At 70.3% G+C, this 15,561-nt stretch carries 21 protein-coding genes and 1 pseudogene; 7 read left to right on the top strand and 15 right to left on the bottom strand.

The features are described from left to right. Positions 1 to 27 precede the first annotated feature (27 nt). The 10 genes and pseudogenes from ABXJ56_RS08075 to ABXJ56_RS08030 all read right to left on the bottom strand — a co-directional run bounded on the left by ABXJ56_RS08075 (position 28) and on the right by ABXJ56_RS08030 (position 7,177). Positions 28 to 1,200, bottom strand: a complete 1,173-nt coding sequence (locus tag ABXJ56_RS08075; RefSeq protein ID WP_353999169.1) for a cystathionine gamma-synthase — start codon at positions 1,198 to 1,200, stop codon at positions 28 to 30. A 140-nt stretch (positions 1,201 to 1,340) separates the two neighbouring features. Next, a pseudogene (locus ABXJ56_RS08070) lies at positions 1,341 to 2,288 on the bottom strand (PLP-dependent cysteine synthase family protein); the annotation flags it as partial. Positions 2,289 to 2,708: 420 nt separating this feature from the next. Beyond that, positions 2,709 to 3,569 carry an SDR family oxidoreductase gene (locus ABXJ56_RS08065; protein ID WP_353999168.1) on the bottom strand — a complete coding sequence of 287 codons (861 nt, stop codon included), beginning with the start codon at positions 3,567 to 3,569 and terminating at the stop codon, positions 2,709 to 2,711. An 85-nt stretch (positions 3,570 to 3,654) separates the two neighbouring features. Continuing rightward, complete coding sequence (locus ABXJ56_RS08060; protein ID WP_353999167.1) at positions 3,655 to 4,002, bottom strand: hypothetical protein; 348 nt, start codon at positions 4,000 to 4,002, stop codon at positions 3,655 to 3,657. A 43-nt stretch (positions 4,003 to 4,045) separates the two neighbouring features. Then, entirely contained in the window at positions 4,046 to 4,261 is a 216-nt protein-coding gene (locus ABXJ56_RS08055) for a hypothetical protein (RefSeq protein ID WP_353999166.1), read from the bottom strand. A gap of 86 nt (positions 4,262 to 4,347) precedes the next feature. Next, positions 4,348 to 4,611, bottom strand: a complete 264-nt coding sequence (locus ABXJ56_RS08050; RefSeq protein WP_353999165.1) for a hypothetical protein — start codon at positions 4,609 to 4,611, stop codon at positions 4,348 to 4,350. Further along, entirely contained in the window at positions 4,598 to 4,930 is a 333-nt protein-coding gene (locus ABXJ56_RS08045; RefSeq protein WP_353999164.1) for an ATP-dependent DNA ligase, read from the bottom strand. Before ABXJ56_RS08045 ends, ABXJ56_RS08050 begins: the two co-directional genes overlap by 14 nt. A gap of 175 nt (positions 4,931 to 5,105) precedes the next feature. After that, complete coding sequence (locus ABXJ56_RS08040; protein WP_353999163.1) at positions 5,106 to 5,408, bottom strand: hypothetical protein; 303 nt, start codon at positions 5,406 to 5,408, stop codon at positions 5,106 to 5,108. A 7-nt stretch (positions 5,409 to 5,415) separates the two neighbouring features. Continuing rightward, positions 5,416 to 6,591 carry an alcohol dehydrogenase catalytic domain-containing protein gene (locus ABXJ56_RS08035; RefSeq protein ID WP_353999162.1) on the bottom strand — a complete coding sequence of 392 codons (1,176 nt, stop codon included), beginning with the start codon at positions 6,589 to 6,591 and terminating at the stop codon, positions 5,416 to 5,418. A gap of 133 nt (positions 6,592 to 6,724) precedes the next feature. After that, positions 6,725 to 7,177 (bottom strand): SRPBCC family protein, encoded by a 453-nt coding sequence (locus tag ABXJ56_RS08030; RefSeq protein WP_353999161.1) that lies wholly within the window; start codon positions 7,175 to 7,177, stop codon positions 6,725 to 6,727. 199 nt (positions 7,178 to 7,376) lie between these two features. On the opposite strand from ABXJ56_RS08030, the gene ABXJ56_RS08025 reads away from it, so the two are divergent. Together ABXJ56_RS08025 and ABXJ56_RS08020 are read left to right on the top strand one after the other, a co-directional pair. Beyond that, entirely contained in the window at positions 7,377 to 7,688 is a 312-nt protein-coding gene (locus ABXJ56_RS08025) for a sugar ABC transporter ATPase (protein ID WP_353999160.1), read from the top strand. Between the two features lie 41 nt (positions 7,689 to 7,729). Continuing rightward, positions 7,730 to 7,972 carry a hypothetical protein gene (locus tag ABXJ56_RS08020; RefSeq protein WP_353999159.1) on the top strand — a complete coding sequence of 81 codons (243 nt, stop codon included), beginning with the start codon at positions 7,730 to 7,732 and terminating at the stop codon, positions 7,970 to 7,972. A gap of 42 nt (positions 7,973 to 8,014) precedes the next feature. On the opposite strand, the gene ABXJ56_RS08015 is transcribed toward ABXJ56_RS08020, so the two are convergent. Beyond that, complete coding sequence (locus ABXJ56_RS08015) at positions 8,015 to 8,980, bottom strand: intradiol ring-cleavage dioxygenase (RefSeq protein WP_353999158.1); 966 nt, start codon at positions 8,978 to 8,980, stop codon at positions 8,015 to 8,017. Positions 8,981 to 9,094: 114 nt separating this feature from the next. Further along, a complete protein-coding gene (gene msuE / locus ABXJ56_RS08010; protein WP_353999157.1) occupies positions 9,095 to 9,724 on the bottom strand; it encodes an FMN reductase in 630 nt (209 codons plus the stop codon). A gap of 215 nt (positions 9,725 to 9,939) precedes the next feature. Here msuE and ABXJ56_RS08005 point away from each other — a divergent pair, with 215 nt between their 5' ends. Further along, a complete protein-coding gene (locus ABXJ56_RS08005; RefSeq protein WP_353999156.1) occupies positions 9,940 to 10,284 on the top strand; it encodes a hypothetical protein in 345 nt (114 codons plus the stop codon). Positions 10,285 to 10,329: 45 nt separating this feature from the next. Here the strand turns inward: ABXJ56_RS08005 and ABXJ56_RS08000 are convergent, their stop codons facing one another. Further along, on the bottom strand, positions 10,330 to 11,151 hold the full coding sequence (locus tag ABXJ56_RS08000) for an ABC transporter permease (protein ID WP_353999989.1): 822 nt from the start codon (positions 11,149 to 11,151) through the stop codon (positions 10,330 to 10,332). 53 nt (positions 11,152 to 11,204) lie between these two features. Then, positions 11,205 to 12,179 (bottom strand): ATP-binding cassette domain-containing protein, encoded by a 975-nt coding sequence (locus ABXJ56_RS07995; RefSeq protein WP_353999155.1) that lies wholly within the window; start codon positions 12,177 to 12,179, stop codon positions 11,205 to 11,207. Between the two features lie 146 nt (positions 12,180 to 12,325). Between ABXJ56_RS07995 and ABXJ56_RS07990 the strand changes: the two genes are divergently transcribed. The 3 genes from ABXJ56_RS07990 to ABXJ56_RS07980 are packed head-to-tail and all read left to right on the top strand — an operon-like array spanning position 12,326 to position 14,353. Further along, positions 12,326 to 12,895: an NADPH-dependent FMN reductase gene (locus tag ABXJ56_RS07990; RefSeq protein WP_353999154.1), complete on the top strand. Its 570-nt coding sequence runs from the start codon at positions 12,326 to 12,328 to the stop codon at positions 12,893 to 12,895. Positions 12,896 to 12,903: 8 nt separating this feature from the next. Then, a complete protein-coding gene (locus ABXJ56_RS07985) occupies positions 12,904 to 13,260 on the top strand; it encodes a TraR/DksA family transcriptional regulator (protein ID WP_353999153.1) in 357 nt (118 codons plus the stop codon). A 4-nt stretch (positions 13,261 to 13,264) separates the two neighbouring features. Then, on the top strand, positions 13,265 to 14,353 hold the full coding sequence (locus ABXJ56_RS07980) for a YihY/virulence factor BrkB family protein (RefSeq protein WP_353999152.1): 1,089 nt from the start codon (positions 13,265 to 13,267) through the stop codon (positions 14,351 to 14,353). A gap of 24 nt (positions 14,354 to 14,377) precedes the next feature. On the opposite strand, the gene ABXJ56_RS07975 is transcribed toward ABXJ56_RS07980, so the two are convergent. After that, positions 14,378 to 14,797 carry a PRC-barrel domain-containing protein gene (locus tag ABXJ56_RS07975; RefSeq protein WP_353999151.1) on the bottom strand — a complete coding sequence of 140 codons (420 nt, stop codon included), beginning with the start codon at positions 14,795 to 14,797 and terminating at the stop codon, positions 14,378 to 14,380. 218 nt (positions 14,798 to 15,015) lie between these two features. Here ABXJ56_RS07975 and ABXJ56_RS07970 point away from each other — a divergent pair, with 218 nt between their 5' ends. Beyond that, positions 15,016 to 15,552, top strand: a complete 537-nt coding sequence (locus ABXJ56_RS07970; protein WP_353999150.1) for a thioredoxin family protein — start codon at positions 15,016 to 15,018, stop codon at positions 15,550 to 15,552. Positions 15,553 to 15,561 lie beyond the last annotated feature (9 nt).

Below are 15,561 nucleotides of genomic sequence, written 5' to 3'. Positions count from 1 at the left end.
GCCGAGACGATTCAGAAGGTCAGCGCGTCACAGACCGGCGAGCGCGGCGTCGAGGTCGGCGAGGAGGTCCTCGACGTTCTCGATGCCCACCGACAGGCGCACCAGATTCTCCGGGACGGCGAGCTCGGTGCCACGGACAGAGGCGTGGGTCATCTCATCGGGGTAGTTCATGAGCGACTCGACACCGCCCAGCGACTCGGCGAGCTGGAACAGCCGCGTCGACTCGGCGAAGCGGCGCGCCGCCGCGGCATCCGCCAGCTCGAGCGACACGATGCCGCCGAAGTCGGACATCTGCGACGCGGCGAGCGCGTGCCCGGGGTGGTCGGGCAAGCCCGGGTAGTGGACGGCCGCGACCCGCGGGTCGGCGGACAGCTGCTCGGCGATGCGCTGCGCGCTCTCGGAGTGGCGCCGCATCCGCAGCTCGAGGGTCTTGATTCCGCGGGTCGTGAGCCACGCGTCGAGCGGGCCCGAGACGGCACCCACGGCGAACTGGAGGAACTTCGCCTTCTCGTACAGCGCGTCGTCGTTGAGGACGAGCGCGCCGCCGACGACGTCGGAGTGTCCGCCGAGGTACTTCGTCGTGGAGTGCACGACGACGTCGGCGCCGAGAGCGAGCGGCTGCTGCAGGGCCGGGGAGGCGAAGGTGTTGTCGACGACGACGAGGGCTCCGGCGTCGTGTCCGAGGCGCGCGAGACCGGCGATGTCGGTGATGCGCAGCATCGGGTTGCTCGGCGTCTCGACCCAGACGATCTGCGGCGCGCGTTCGGCGATCGCTGCGGCGACGGCATCCAGATCGCTCATGTCCACCACGCGGAGCTTCACGCCCCAGCCGCCGAGCACGCGGGAGAGGAGGCGGTACGTGCCGCCGTAGACGTCGTTGCCGAGCAGCACCTCGTCACCCGGGACGAGGGCGGCGCGCAGCAGCGCGTCCTCGGCGGCGAGACCGGACGAGAACGACAGCGCGTGCGCGGCGCCCTCGAGCGCCGCGAGCTGGGTCTCGAGCGCGGTGCGGGTCGGGTTGCCGCTCCGCCCGTACTCGTACCCCTGGCGGAGTCCGCCGATGCCGTCCTGCGCGTAGGTGGTGGAGAAGTGCACCGGCGGGATGACCGCGCCGGTGGTGGGGTCGAAGGCCTGGCCGGCGTGCACGGCGCGCGTGCCGAATCCGCGCTCGCGGGAGTCGCTTCCGTGGGTGTCGCTCATGCTCGGTCTCCTTCGCCTGCGGGGGCGGCTTCGGTCTCGGTGTGGGGGGCGGTGTCGGGGTGGGCGCCGGTGCCGGTGTCGGTCGGCAGGGAGGGGGTGCGGCCGGGGGTGTCGGATGCCGGGAAGACGGCATCCGGATCGAAGCCCTGCGCCCGCATCCAGTCGTCGTTGAAGATCTTGCTGAGGTAGCCGCGGCCGTGGTCGGGGAGGAGCACGACCATGACGGCGTCGGCGGGAAGCGTGCGGGCCGTGCGGAGGGCGCCGACGACGGCCATGCCGCTGGATCCGCCGACGAGGAGCCCCTCCTCGCGGGCGAGACGCCGGGTCATCGCGAAGGACTCGGCATCACCGACGCGGTGGATCTCGTCGACGATCGTCGGGTCGTAGGCCTTCGGCCAGATGTCCTCGCCGACGCCCTCGACCTGGTAGCCGTGGACGGGCCCGCCGGAGTACAGCGACCCCTCCGGGTCGACGCCGATGATGCGGACCGAGCCTCCGGAGGCCTCGCGAAGGTAGCGGCCGGTGCCGGTGATCGTGCCGCCGGTGCCGACGCCCGCGACGAAGTGGGTCACGCGACCCTCGGTGTCGCGCCAGATCTCGGGGCCGGTGGACTCGAAGTGGCTGCGGGGACCGTTCGGGTTGTCGTACTGGTTCGGCTTGAAGGCGCCGGGGATCTCCTCGACCAGCCGGTCGGACACCTTGTAGTACGACCGCGGGTCGTCCGCCTCGACCGCCGTGGGGGTCACGATGACCTCGGCGCCGTACGCCCGGAGGATCGCCCGCTTGTCCTCAGCGACCTTGTCGGGGACGACGAAGACGCATTTGTACCCGCGCTGCTGTGCGACGAGCGCGAGGCCGACACCGGTGTTGCCGCTCGTGGCCTCCACGATCGTGCCGCCCGGCTTCAGCAGGCCGTCGCGCTCGGCGGCGTCGATGATGTTGCGGGCGATGCGGTCCTTCGCGGAGCCGCCGGGGTTGGCGTGCTCGATCTTGGCGAGCACGGTGGCGGAGATGCCCTCGGTGACGCGGTTCAGTCGGACGAGGGGGGTGTCACCGACGAGATCGGTGACGCTCTGGGCGTAGCGCACGGTGGTTTCCTGGTCTGTCGGCGCCGATGGGCGCGGTCGTCGGGTTGCGAAAGAAGAGGGCGAAGCGAGGGCTTCAGCGACAGCAACGACGACAACGACAGGTCAGCACGCGCGACAGTCTAGCCGACTCCCGGGCACGCGCGACCGTCCCCGTCCAGTCGCCGCCGCGCGATGCGGGCGCTCGCGCGCACCGAACTCCTCAGATCCGACGCGTGTGTGCGCGCACACGCCGGAATCCGGCCGGCCGGGCGACGTTCCTGAGGAGTTAGCGCCGCAGGACCGTCCGGCCCGCCATGGCGTCGTGGGGGCGCCCGCGCGTACCGAACTCCTCACATCCGCCGCGTGTGCTCGCGCACACGCCGAATCCGGCCGGCCCGGCGACGTTGTTGAGGAGTGAGGTTCGCGTGACCGGGCGACGGGTCAGAGGGCCTTGCCGCCGGTGACCGACAGGACGGTGCCGGAGGTGTAGGTCGCGTCGTCGCTGGCGAGGTACACGTACGCCCCGGCGAGCTCGGCGGGCTGCCCTGCACGACCCATCGGGGTGTCGGCGCCGAACCGGGTCAGCTTGCCGTCGTCGAAACCCGTCGCGGGGATGAGCGGCGTCCAGATCGGGCCGGGTGCGACCGCGTTGATCCGGATGCCGACGGGGCCGAGCTCCTGCGCCATCGCCTTCACGAACGCGACCTGAGCCGCCTTCGTCATCGCGTAGTCGACGAGCCCCGGCGAGGGCTGGAACGCCTGGATCGACGCCGACACGATGATCGACGCTCCCTCCTCGAGGTGCGGCATCGCCGCGCGGGCGTTGAACAGCATCCCGTAGAGGTTGGTGCGGAACACCCGGTCGAACTCGGCTGTCTCGAGCGACTCGAGCCCGTCGCGGTCCTTCTGGTACGCGGCGTTGAGCACGAGGATGTCGAGTCCGCCGAGGGCATGGACCGCCTCGGCGACCACGTCGGTGGCGAACGCCTCGTCGCGGATGTCTCCGGCGAACGCGATGCCGCGCGTGCCGGCGTCTTCGATGAGGGCGAGGGTGGCGTCGGCATCCTCCTGCTCCTCCGGCAGGTGCACGATGGCGACGTCCGCCCCTTCCCGGGCGAAGGCGATCGCCACGGCCCGGCCGATACCGGAGTCACCCCCGGTGATCAGCGCCCGTCGTCCGGTCAAGCGACCGTGACCGACGTAGCTCGTCTCTCCGTGGTCGGGATCGGGCGCGGTCTCGGTGGTGAGGCCGGGCTGGCTCTGGCTCTGGGCGGGGAACTCTTCGGTGGTCTCGTCGGTCATGCCCACACCCTCACCCGGCGTCGCGCCTCCCGCCGAGGGGATTGACAGGACGCCGCGCCGCGCGTACGCGGGTGCGCGGCCGCTCTCAGCCGTCGATCGCCGGGGGCCCTGTCCCCTGCGCGAGCGCGAGGATGACGAGCATCAGGGCCAACGCCGACACAGCCATTCCGCCCATGATCACCGCGCTGGTCACTCCTCGCAGCCGACCCGCGGAGAGGAGGAGGGAGGACAGGACCAGCGCAACGAGGAGCGCTGCCTGCAACGTGATGCCGACCCACGCCGGCACCGGGGCGATCGGCACCAGGAACGCGAAGGTCACCATCGCGATGATCGCCAAGAGCCCGCCGGCGATCAGCCACGTCCAGCGGGGGCCGGACTGGAGAGCCACCTGATTCCGGACGCGCGTAGGGTCCGGCGATGGTGGGTTCGTCATGTGTGGTCCTCCGTCTTTCGATCGGTCAGCACCGTCGCGCGCATCAGTCGGCGGCGTTGATGTCGAAGTCGACGAAACGCTGGTCGTCGCTGGTGAGGTGGGCACGTAACGGCACGGGCACTCCGAGCGCACGCGCGATTTCGGCGCGCACGTGTCGGCTGAGATCACGATCGGGGGCGCCGCGCACCTCGTGGCGGGCACTGACGCTGAGATAGGGCCACCAGTTCTCGATCGGCGGCAGTGGGAGCGGCTCGTCCATTCGACCTCCTGCTGGCCAGTCTGCGCGCGCAAGGGAGGACGCCTGGAGGGGGTTGACAGCCTCCCCGCTCGCGCGTCAGGAGCTCATCACAGGTGGATCTCGTGCCCCTCGTTGTCCCACATCGCCCCGCCGGCCACCTCGGGTGCATCGTCGGGGATCGGGATGAGGGCGATCGAGACGCCGGCGGTCAGCAGCAGGTACGTCGGTCGCGGTTGTCCCTCCCCGTCGTTCACCTGCAGCCAGTGGGTGCCCTGCATCAAGCCGGTGGCGATCTCACTCTGCAGCTCGTCGAGCGACCGCCCGCCGACGCTGTAATGCTCTCCTCCGTAGACGATGTCAATGCGCTTCATCGTTGCCCCCATTCGATGCGGTCTCCATCGGCTCCGGGACGAGATACAGCCCTGCCGGGGAGTTCGCGGTGTACGCCAGAGCGTCCACCCAGGCCATGTTGAGCCGCGGCTTGCGGCTGCCGTAGTACTTGTAGACCAGAGAGCACCGGGGGTGCACCCACACGGTGGTGCGGCCGTCGCCGATACTCGAATCGTCCTTCCAGGTGAAATGGAACGGTTCACCCCGGCGGAGCTTCGCACCGATCACCAGCTGCAGGTGCGCGAGGGTGCGGTCCTCGAAATCCACTTTGATCGTGCCGTCGTAGATGAACTTGCCCATGAGGATCCCCTCGATGTCCGGACGTCCAGCCTCGCGGGATGCGAGGAGCAGCCCGAAGCCCTGACGTCACGATCGCACTCCCCCACCCCGTCCACCACCCTGTTGACGGATGCGGCCACACGCGGTAGCCCGCCGCCGCACACGGGGGCCGCAGACGCGCGGAGCCGCCATCCGATCAGGTGGCGGGGCGGCGCGTGAGCGGCGGGCGGGCCGGGATCGGCGCGGGTTTGCGGCCCGGGCGGATCGCCGCGCCGCCGGCGAGCTCTGCGGCATCCGTGAAGATGTCGTCGAGGCGCTGGTAGTGCCGCATCACGCCACCGGCGCGCACCCAGGCGGCGTCGTAGCCGCCGCGTTCTGACTGTTCGATGTAGGCGAGCACTTTGGAGGGGTCGCTCGCGGCCGCCGACCGGTCGCACAGACGCCAGGAGCGCGCGCTCAAAGCCTCCAGCACCAGGTGGCGGGCGGGTTCGGTCTTCATGGGTTCCTCATGTCGGTTGCAGGACGACCTTGATGCACCCGTCGTCCTTCTTCTGGAACTTCTCGTAGAGATCCGGGGCGTCGGCGAGGCCGGCCCGGTGGGTGACGAGGTCGTCGAGGCCCAGCGGGTCGTCGTCGGCCTCGGCGTAGGGGCGGAGGTCGTCGATCCACCGCTTGACGTTGCACTGGCCCATCCGCAGCGTGAGCTGCTTGTCGAACATCGTCTTCATCGGCATGACATCGCTGTCGCCGACGTACACGCCGCTGATGGAGATGGTCCCGCCGCGACGCACCATGTCCACCGATGCGTGGAGGGCGGCGAGACGGTCGACGCCGGTGTTCTCCATCACCGGTCGGGCGAGCGCGTCCGGCAGAGCCGCGGTCACCGCGTGCGCGGCGTGGGCGAAGGGACTCCCGTGCGCCTCGAGGCCTACGGCGTCGATGACGGCATCCGCTCCTCGGCCCTGGGTGTGCGCGATGACGCGCGAGACGTCATCGTCGCCCTCCCAGGCCTCGACGCCGTGCCGGACGGCCATCGCTCGACGCTCGGGCACCGGGTCGATGCCGATCACGCGGTGCCCGCGCTGCACGCCGATGCGCGCCGCCAGCTGCCCGACGGGACCGAGCCCGAGCACCACCAGGGTGGACGGCTCGTCGAGTCCGGTGTATTCCACCGCCTGCCACGCCGTGGGGAGGATGTCGCTGAGGAACAGGTAGCGCTCGTCCGGCAGATCGGTGCCCACGGGGATCGTGTTCTCGTCGGCGAGCGGGACGCGGAGAAGCTCTGCCTGCCCACCCGGGATCTGACCGTAGAGCTTGGTGTACCCGAAGAGCGATGCCCCGGTGCCGTACTGGTCGTTCTGCGTCGTCTCGCACTGCGACTGCAGTCCGCGGCGACACATGAAGCACCGCCCGCACGCGATGTTGAACGGCACGACGACGCGGTCGCCGGGGCGGAGGGTCACGACGTCGCAGCCCACCGCCTCGACGATGCCCATGGACTCGTGGCCGAGGATGTCGCCGCGGTCCAGGAACGGGCCGAACAGTTCATACAGATGCAGGTCCGAACCGCAGATCGCGGTGGAGGTGATGCGCACGATCGCGTCGGTGGGTTCTTCCAGCCGGGGATCGGGCTCATCGGTGACGGCGACATGACGTCGCCCCTGCCAGGTGACTGCCTTCATGGCCGAAGCATCTCCCGAGCACCTGACGACGGCCGAGGGGGTTGACAGGTGCGCGTGAGGAGGCGTACTCGTGCGCGCCGCGCACGCGATGATGCCCGCCCCGGCAGCGGGACGGGCATCAGCGTGGTTCGGGTCAGGAGACGTCGCCGCGCCAGGCGCCGGTCTCGCTGCCGCGCGACTCGATGAACTCCTTGAAGTTCTTCAGGTCCTTCTTCACCGCGTGGTCGTCGAGGCCGACGAGCGCGCCGACCTTCTCGGCCACACCCTCCGGCTCCCAGTCGAGCTGCACGGTCACGCGCGTCTCGTTGTCACCCAGACGGTGGAACGTGACGACACCCGCGTGGTGCGACTCGCCCTCCACGGTGGTCCAGGCGACGCGCTCGTCGGGGTGCTGCTCGCTCACCTTCGCGGTGAACTCGCGCTCCGCACCGGCGATCTCGACGACCCAGCGCAGGGTCTTGTCGTCCAGCTGGGTGATCGACTTCACGAAGCTCAGGAACCGGGGGAACGTCTCGAACTGCGTCCACTGGTTGTAGGCGGTGGACACGTCGACATCGACATCGACGGTTTCGATGATCTGGGCCATTGCGTGACCTTCCTCTCGTTGGGAGTGCCCATGCTTCCCCCTGCCCCGGCCGTCACGCAGGGGGTTGCCTTCCCCTGCCGCGCCTGTTATCGGGCTCGCTGATGTGGAATCGGCGCTAGCGCACGGCGCCCCGGCGGGCAAGCCCCTCGGCTCTCACAGCGACAGTGCCGAGAGTGGGCGAAGAGGAAAGGAGCGACGCATGAGCGACCCCGATCAGAACGAAACCCTCACCTCCGCGATACGCGGGACCGATGCGACCGCCGACGACGGATGGGACGCCGCCCAGCAGGACTGGGAGGCCTCCGACCGCGACATCCGGGAAGCCCCCGCCGAGGATGACACAGCCACGGGCGCCGATCCCGCCGAGTTGTCGTCTCCGCTGGACGAAGTGCCCGCCGAGGACCTCCCCGGCGCGAGCGCGCTGCCCGAGTCGCAGGGCGCCGATCCGGCCATGATCGACCTCGGCCCCGACGGCGAGGGCGATCTGTCGCCCGGCGATGACATGCGCTGAGCGCGCACCCCGACATCCGAAGATCCCCGAAAGGAGTCATCATGACCCACCACGACCGCCCTGAAGAGCACGCCGTCGACGACCACAGCGCCGACGGCTACGACAGCGGCACCGGAGACCCCGGTACCGATCGCGCCTCGATCGCCGAGACGCCGCCCGAGGACATCGCCGGTCACCCGAGCCAGGCCGAGGGCGAAGACCCCGACAGCCCAGCGAACGGTGACGACGGCGCGACGGGCCACCCGTCGCAGGCGGAAGGCGAAGACCCCGACCTCCGGGTCTGATCCGCACTCGGACAGCTCACTGACCGGAGCGGCTCCCGCGTCTCACGGACGTCCGGGGGCCGCTCCGGCGCTCGGCGTCGTCCCGGTGTCCACGCGCACCACGAGCGAGGCGGCGTATCCGGCCGAGGCGTCGCCCGTGACCGTCGGCATCTGCAGCGCGCCTCCGTCCTCGCCGAAGACGTTGTCGGAGGTCAGGCTCACCCCGGACAGGTTCCTCGCGGACCCGTCGTACGCCGGCAGGGCGTAGACCGTCTCGAGCATCGCCTGGGGGAGAGCGAGCTGCGATGTCGCGATCGCGTTGCCGGCATCGGTGATGGACGCGGCATCCGGGTACACCTCGAAGTGGATGTGCGGCCAGCGGCCCGCGTAGCACCCCGGGACGATCGTGGTGAAAGTGACCTGCCCGTCGGCATCGGTGACCTGCACGCCGCGCAGCCAGGTCTCGCCCTCGACCCCGTCGGAGTACATCGAGTACCGCCCCTGAGCATCGCAGTGCCACGCGTAGACCGCGACGCCCGCGAACGGCGCGTCGCCCGACGCCACGTCGGTGATGCGCAACGTCACCTCCGCCGGCACCCCCTCGACCACGGCGGTGCCTCCGAGGCTCGTGCGCAGGTCGCGGCGGATGATCCCGGACTGCTCCAGCACGTCCGGACCGTTGGACCCGTCGCCCGGGTAGGGGCCGGCGGTCTCGTCCGGGATCTCCCCGGCGGGAAGGACGGCGGATGCCGAGGCCGAGGGCGTGGACGTCGGTGTCGTGGTCCCCGCCGCCGAAGGGGTGGCCGATGCCGATGGCGTCGCAGCCGACGTCGCGAGCGGACTGCACGCGGCGAGCGCGACCGCTCCCGCCCCGAGGCCCACGATGCCGAGGATGCCGCGCCGACTGAGGAGGGTGCCGAGGTCGAACCCGATGCCCTGGTCGACGACCTCGTCGTCGGGTCGCGCGAGCAGCCTGCCCTGGTACGCCGGGCCGTCGGGGGTGTCGTCGGGGTCGGGGAAGCGGTTCATCTCGGTCTCCTGTCGTCGGCGAGGACTTCAGGATGCGCGGCGGTCTTTTCGGCGCCGTAGGGCGGACCTATGAACGCGCTATGGATGCCGGGCCGCCGGCGTCGCGCTCGTCGATCACCAGGTCGAGATGCGATCCGACGGGCGTGCCCGGCCGCCGTGCTCGAGGATCGGCAGCGCCCGCTCGACAGCGAGGTCGATCCGGTCGGAGACCGCGCCTTCGCGGAGCGTGTAGCCGTCGAAGTCCGACGTGCTGGCGTAGACGCCGAGCGGAAGCGTGAGCGCCTGGAAGAACCCGAACAGCGGACGCAGCTGATGCTCGATGATGAGCGCGTGCCGCTCGCCGCCGCCGGTCGCCGCCAGGAGCACGGGGCGCCCGACGAGTGCGTACTGCTCGACGAAGTCGAACAGGTGCTTGAACAGGCCCGTGTACGACGCGCGATAGACGGGGGTGCCCACGACGAGGAGGTCGGCGGTCTCGATCTGCTCGAGGGCGTCACGGGCGTCGGGCGGCAGCGCTTCGCGCGTCAGCGCCCCGGCGAAGGCCGGCCCGATGGACGTCACTTCGATGAGTGAGCTCTCGACGTCGAGGTGCGTGCCGACCCTGCGCAGGATCTCCGCGATGAGCGCGGTGGTCTTGCTGGGCTCGTGCAGCGAGCCGGACACCCCCACGACCCGCAGCGCGCGGCGGGGTTCGATGTCCGTCGGCGCGACCGGGGTCGCCGGCAAGGTCGGAGTCGTCGTCATGCCCCGACGGTACGTCCGGATGCCGCACGCGCGCGCGGTCGATGACACGGAACGTCGCAGAGCGACACGCAGCGTCATCCGAAGCCGTCGCCGGTCACACTCGCGCGCTGGTAGCGAACGCGCCATCGGCCGTCAACCCCGAGGCTCGGGACACCCTGTCCGGATATCGTCAGACCACACCGGGGAGTACGGAACGGCACGGAAGGCGGAACGCGATGAGCATCATGTCGGAGGCTTCGCTGGATCGGGTCGACACCGCCGGTCCGAGCGCGGCGGCATCGCCCTCGCCGATGCCGGAAGCACACGTGGAACGCCTGACGGACGACGTCTATGCCGTCACGATCGCTGACGACGCCATCGGCTTCATCGAGGTCGCGGGCCGCATCTACGTCGCCTCCGTCGGCCCGCGGCGCGACCGCGCCCTCGAGTGCGCGCAGACGCATTCGCTCGACACGGCCGCGCGGGCGATCGCCGAGATCCACGGGGCGACGGTCGCCGATGCCGCGACGTCGCGAGCGCGGCGCGTCACACGCGCGCTCTACCGCCCGCTCCCCTGCTGACGACACCGCGCACCGCGCCGGTGGCGGTTCCCGGCATTCGACCGGTCACCGCGACAGCGTGGCGAACTTCCGGATCGACAGCGGCACGAAGACCGCCAGTAGGACGACCACGCCGATGATCACGGTGGCGATGGGGTTCTGCGCCGGCCAGGCGTCGCCGACCGGCGTCCCAGGCGGGACGTTGCCGAACAGTTCGCGCGCCGACTGCACAAGCGCGGACACGGGGTTCCACTCGGCGAAGATGCGCAGCGGCGTCGGCAGGTTCTCACTCGGGACGAACGCGTTGGAGATGAACGTGAGGGGGAAGAGGATGAGGAAGGACGCGTTGTTGATGATCTCGGGGCTCTTCACCGACATGCCGAGGAACGCCATCACCCACGAGAAGGCGTAGGCGAAGAGCAGCAGGAGCGCGACGCCGGCGAGGAACTCGAGGAACGACGAGTTCACCCTCCACCCGACGAGCAGCCCCGTCCCCATCATCACCAGCACCGACAGCGCGTTGATCACGAGGTCGCCGTTGGTCCGCCCGACGAGCACCGCCGCACCGCTCATCGGCAGCGTGCGGAACCGGTCGATGATGCCGTCCTTGAGGTCCTGCGCCATCGCCGACCCCGAGTAGGTCGAGCCGAACACCACCGTCTGGGCGAAGATGCCCGCCATGAGGAACGACGTGTACCCGTCACCGGGGATGTCGATGGCGGCGCCGAAGACGTAGGTGAACAGCAGGACGAACATGATCGGCTGGATGAGCGAGAACAGCAGGATCTCGGGCACCCGGATGATCTTCATCAGGTTGCGCCACGTCGTCACCCACCCGTCGCTGAAGAACCGGGACAGGGGCGACCCCGCCTCGGGCCGGAGGGTCATCGTCGCCGCGCGGCCGCCGGCGGCGTCGGTCGCGGATCGGGACTCGGACGTGCTCATGCCGCCGTCTCCTCGGTGTCGTGCTCGGTCGCGCGCCCGGTGAGCTGGAGGAACACGTCGTCCAGAGTCGGGCGCCGCATGCCGGCGTCGTGCAGCGCGATGCCGTTTCGGGATGCCGCCGCGACGATGGCGGCGAGCGCAGCGGGACCGTCGTCGACGGGTACGACCCACGTGCGTCCTCCCGTCAGGACCGGCTCCCCCGATCCGTGAGACGCCAGGATGGCGCGCACCGCGTCGCCGTCAGCCTCGTCGACGAGGGTCAGCGCGACGCGCTGCCCGCCGACGGAGGCCTTGAGTTCGTCTGCGGTGCCCTTGGCGATGACCTTGCCGTTGTCGATGACCGAGATCGAGTCGGCGAGGCGGTCGGCCTCTTCGAGGTACTGCGTGGTCAAGAGGACCGTCGTCCCGTCGGTGACCAGCGTCTGGATGACGTCCCACAGCCCGAGACGGCTGCGCGGGTCGAGACCGGTCGTCGGCTCGTCGAGGAACAGCACGGGCGGGTTGATCACGAGGGCGCCGGCGAGGTCGACCCGTCGCCGCATGCCACCGGAGTAGCCCTTCACCGGGCGGTTGCGCGCCTCGGTCAGGTCGAACAGCTCGATCAGCTCCGTGGCCCGCTGCCGCGCGACCCGTCCCCCGAGATGGTAGAGCCGACCGACCATCATCAGGTTCTCGAACCCGGTGAGATTCTCGTCCACGGCGGCGTACTGCCCGCTCGCCCCGATCATCCGACGGATGCGCTCGGGGTCGGCGAGGACGTCCACCCCGTCGATCGTCGCGGTTCCGGCATCCGGCTTGATGAGAGTGGTCAGCGCCTTGACCGTCGTGGTCTTCCCCGCCCCGTTGGGGCCGAGCAGCGCGGTGACCGTTCCGCGCGGCACGTCCAGGTCGAGCCCGTCCAGCGCGCGCACCACCGGCGCACCCTTCGGGGTGTAGGTCTTGACGAGCCCGCGGGCTTCGATGAACGCCATGCGCGCGATGGTACTCCCGGCCGCCGACACGGTGGTTACAACCCTGTTTCCCGCGCCCATAACCGGATGCCCGCGCGTCGCGCAAGACCCTTCCCCTCGGCATCCGTGGACGAGAGGCTGGGCGCACGCTGCAGAGAGGAATCCCCATGACCACGCACACCGTCGGCTATTTCGTCGGAAGCCTGTCGTCGACATCGATCAACCGCACCCTCTCGAAGGCGCTCATCCGCCTCGCGCCGCCGGAACTGGAGTTCCGCGAGATCCCCATCGGCGACCTGCCCCTGTACAGCCCGGACTTCGACGCCGACTACCCGCCCGTCGCGACCGCCCTGAAGGACGCGATCGCCGACTCGGATGCGGTGCTGTTCGTCACCCCCGAGTACAACCGGTCGATCCCGGGGGCGCTGAAGAACGCGATCGACTGGGCCTCCCGACCCTGGGGGGAGAACTCGTTCGACCACATCCCCGCGGCTGTCATCGGGGCCTCCATCGGCCAGATCGGCACGGCGGTCGCGCAACAGAGCCTCCGCGGCGTGCTGAGTTTCTGCAACGCCCGCCAGATGACGAGCCCCGAGGCCTACATCACCTTCTCGGACGAGAAGTTCGGCGCGGACGGCGAGGTTCACGACGAGGGACTCGAGGGGTTCCTCCGCGACTACATGACGGAGTTCCGCGACCACATCGAGCGGGTCCTGACGGTCCTGCCCCGCGACTGAGGGAACGGATGCCGACCCCGCACGGCCCGACCGTGCACCTCGAGCAAGCGCGCGCCGCCGCTCGGGCGCGCCTCGCCGACCTCGACGCGCAGATCGCCGCGCTGCGTCGTGCGCGCATCGGCGAGTCCGACGACGACGAGCACGACCCGGACGGCGCACCGCTGTCGGGCGAGTGGTCGCGGCTCGAGGGCCTGCGCGCGGACGTCGAGCGCGAGCTGTCGGACATCGACGCCGCATTCGCGCGGGTCGATGACGGGACGTACGGGATCTGTCGCGACTGCGGTCGGGCCATCCCGGTCGGGCGCCTCGAGGTGCGCCCCACCGCCGATCGCTGCGTCACCTGCGCGAGCGCGCGAGGAGGGTGAGGGGATGACCGACGAGTCGCGAGCGGGCGTCCCCGCCCACCCCGGTCAGCTCCGCGGGGACACGTGGAGATACCTCCTGCGCCGCACGGTGAGGGAATTCATCCGCGACGGGTGTCCCGATGCCGCGGCGGCCTTGACCTTCTTCGCCGTCCTGTCGATCTTCCCCGCCGCGCTGGCGCTGATCGCGGTCGTGGGACTCGTCGGCGACAGCGAAGACGCCGTGACCCGGTTGCTCGACCTCATCGACCAGGTGGCACCGGCCGCCGTCGCCGAGACTCTCCGCGCACCGCTCCTCGACATCTCGGGAGCCACCGGCGCGGGCCTGACCCTCGTCATCTCGATCGTCACCGCGCTGTGGTCGGCATCCCTCTACGTCGGAGCGTTCGGCCGCCTGGTCAACCGCGTGTACGAGGTCGAGGAGGGTCGCCCGTACTGGAAGCGCAAGCCCGCGCAGATCGTGGTCACCATCGCACTCCTGGTCCTCGCGCTCATCGTCATCGCCGTGATCACCCTCTCCGCGGCGATCGCCCGGGCGCTCGGGGACGCGTGGAACCTCGGCGACGCCGCGATCGACACGTGGAACGTCGTGCGGTGGCCGGTCCTCGCGCTCGCCGCGGTGATCATGGTCACCCTGCTGTTCACGACGACGTCGAACGTGCGACACTCCCGGCTCCGGTGGGTGGCACCGGGTGCGCTCCTCACGCTCGCTCTGATCGGGGCCTCGTCCGCCCTGTTCACGCTGTACGTGTCGACCATCGGCGACTACGGACGCACGTTCGGGGCGCTCGGGGGCATCGTCGTGTTCCTGATCTGGCTCTTCCTGCTGAACCTGGCCCTGCTCATGGGCGTGGAGTTCATCGCGGAATTGGAACGCGGGCGACAGCTGCAGGGGGGCATCGCCGCGGAGGGTCGGGTGGAGCGCACGCTGCGCGACGACACCGCCATCGAGCGTCTGCAGGAGGAGACGCGGATCACCGTCGACCGCGGCGCGCAGATCCGCCGGGGCGAGGATCTCGGGCCGCGGCCGGACGGACTCGTCCGCCGTGCAAGGACTGCGTGGCAGTCGCTCCGCGCGTCCTCATCGGATCGTTGAGGTTCCGGCATCCTCCTCGAATTGTCAGCGGTAGTACGGGAAGGTCGGGTAGGCGTAGCCGGGACCCCACCACGCGCCGTAGCCGTAGTAGTCGAGGTAGTTCCCGTAGTCATGGCGCTCCTGAACGAGCCGCGGGTCGTACTCGGGGGCACCGGCGATCCTCTCGCGCGTCGGGTCGACGCGGACCTCGTCGTCGGTGATGGCGGTGATGGCGTCGACGGGCAGCAGGGTGATCTCGCGCCCGATCCCGAGGAATCCGCCCGAGGCGACCTCGAGGAAGCGGATGCGGTTCTCCGCCTCGTCGACGAGGAGGTCCTTAACGGTCCCGATGTCCTCCCCGTGCTGATCGCGGACGCTGCGTCCGCGCACGTCCTCATCAGGGTTGGCGACGGTCTCGTCGAGGTCGCCGAGCTTGCGCAGCGTCTCGTTCGTGCGGTCGTTCATCGTGCTCCTCCTTCGTCGAGGGTCGGTCGGTTGCAGGCCACGGTACGGAGGTGGTCTCGACCGGCTGAACCCCCTGGCGCGGGCTCGGAAGCCGTGTTAGGCCGGCGCCGCGGCACCCGTAATCGACTCGTAAGCTCCTGCCCCGCCGCGCGCGCGGGCACCGCACTACCGTGATTCCTGTCGGGCGCACCCGCCGCCCGGGATCCGAGGTCACCGCCATGCCGACGCGCACATCCGCCCCCGCCGCCCTGCTCCTCACGGCCGGTCTCGTCCTCTCCGGCTGCGCTGCAGCGTCGGATGCCGCATCCCCGACGGCATCCCCCGCGATGTCGGACGAGGCGATGTCGGACGAGGCGATGTCGCCCGAACCGACCGAGGCCATGGCGGAGTCGGAGTCGATGGACGAAGAGTCCACGACCGAAGAGCCGATGGCCGAGGAGACGATGACCGCCGGCGCCTACGTCGACTACACCGACGGCGCGATCGAGGCCACCTCCGGCGACAAGGCGCTGTTCTTCCACGCCTCCTGGTGCCCGCAGTGCCGCGCCCTGGACGAAGACCTCCGAGCGAGCGGCGCCCCGGACGGCCTCACCGTGTTCAAGGTCGACTACGACAGCCGCACCGATCTCCGCCAGAAGTACGGCGTGACCCTGCAGACCACCGTCGTCTTCGTCGACGACGCAGGCGAGGCGATCTCTTCGACCGTGCTGTACGACGACCCGTCGGTGGCGTCGCTCGTCGCCGCCGCGCCGTGAGCCACGGGC

The sequence above is a fragment of the Microbacterium aurantiacum genome, assembly GCF_040532595.1.
Taxonomy (GTDB): Bacteria; Actinomycetota; Actinomycetes; order Actinomycetales; family Microbacteriaceae; genus Microbacterium; species Microbacterium chocolatum_B.
This window is presented reverse-complemented; position numbering and strand designations above follow the sequence as displayed.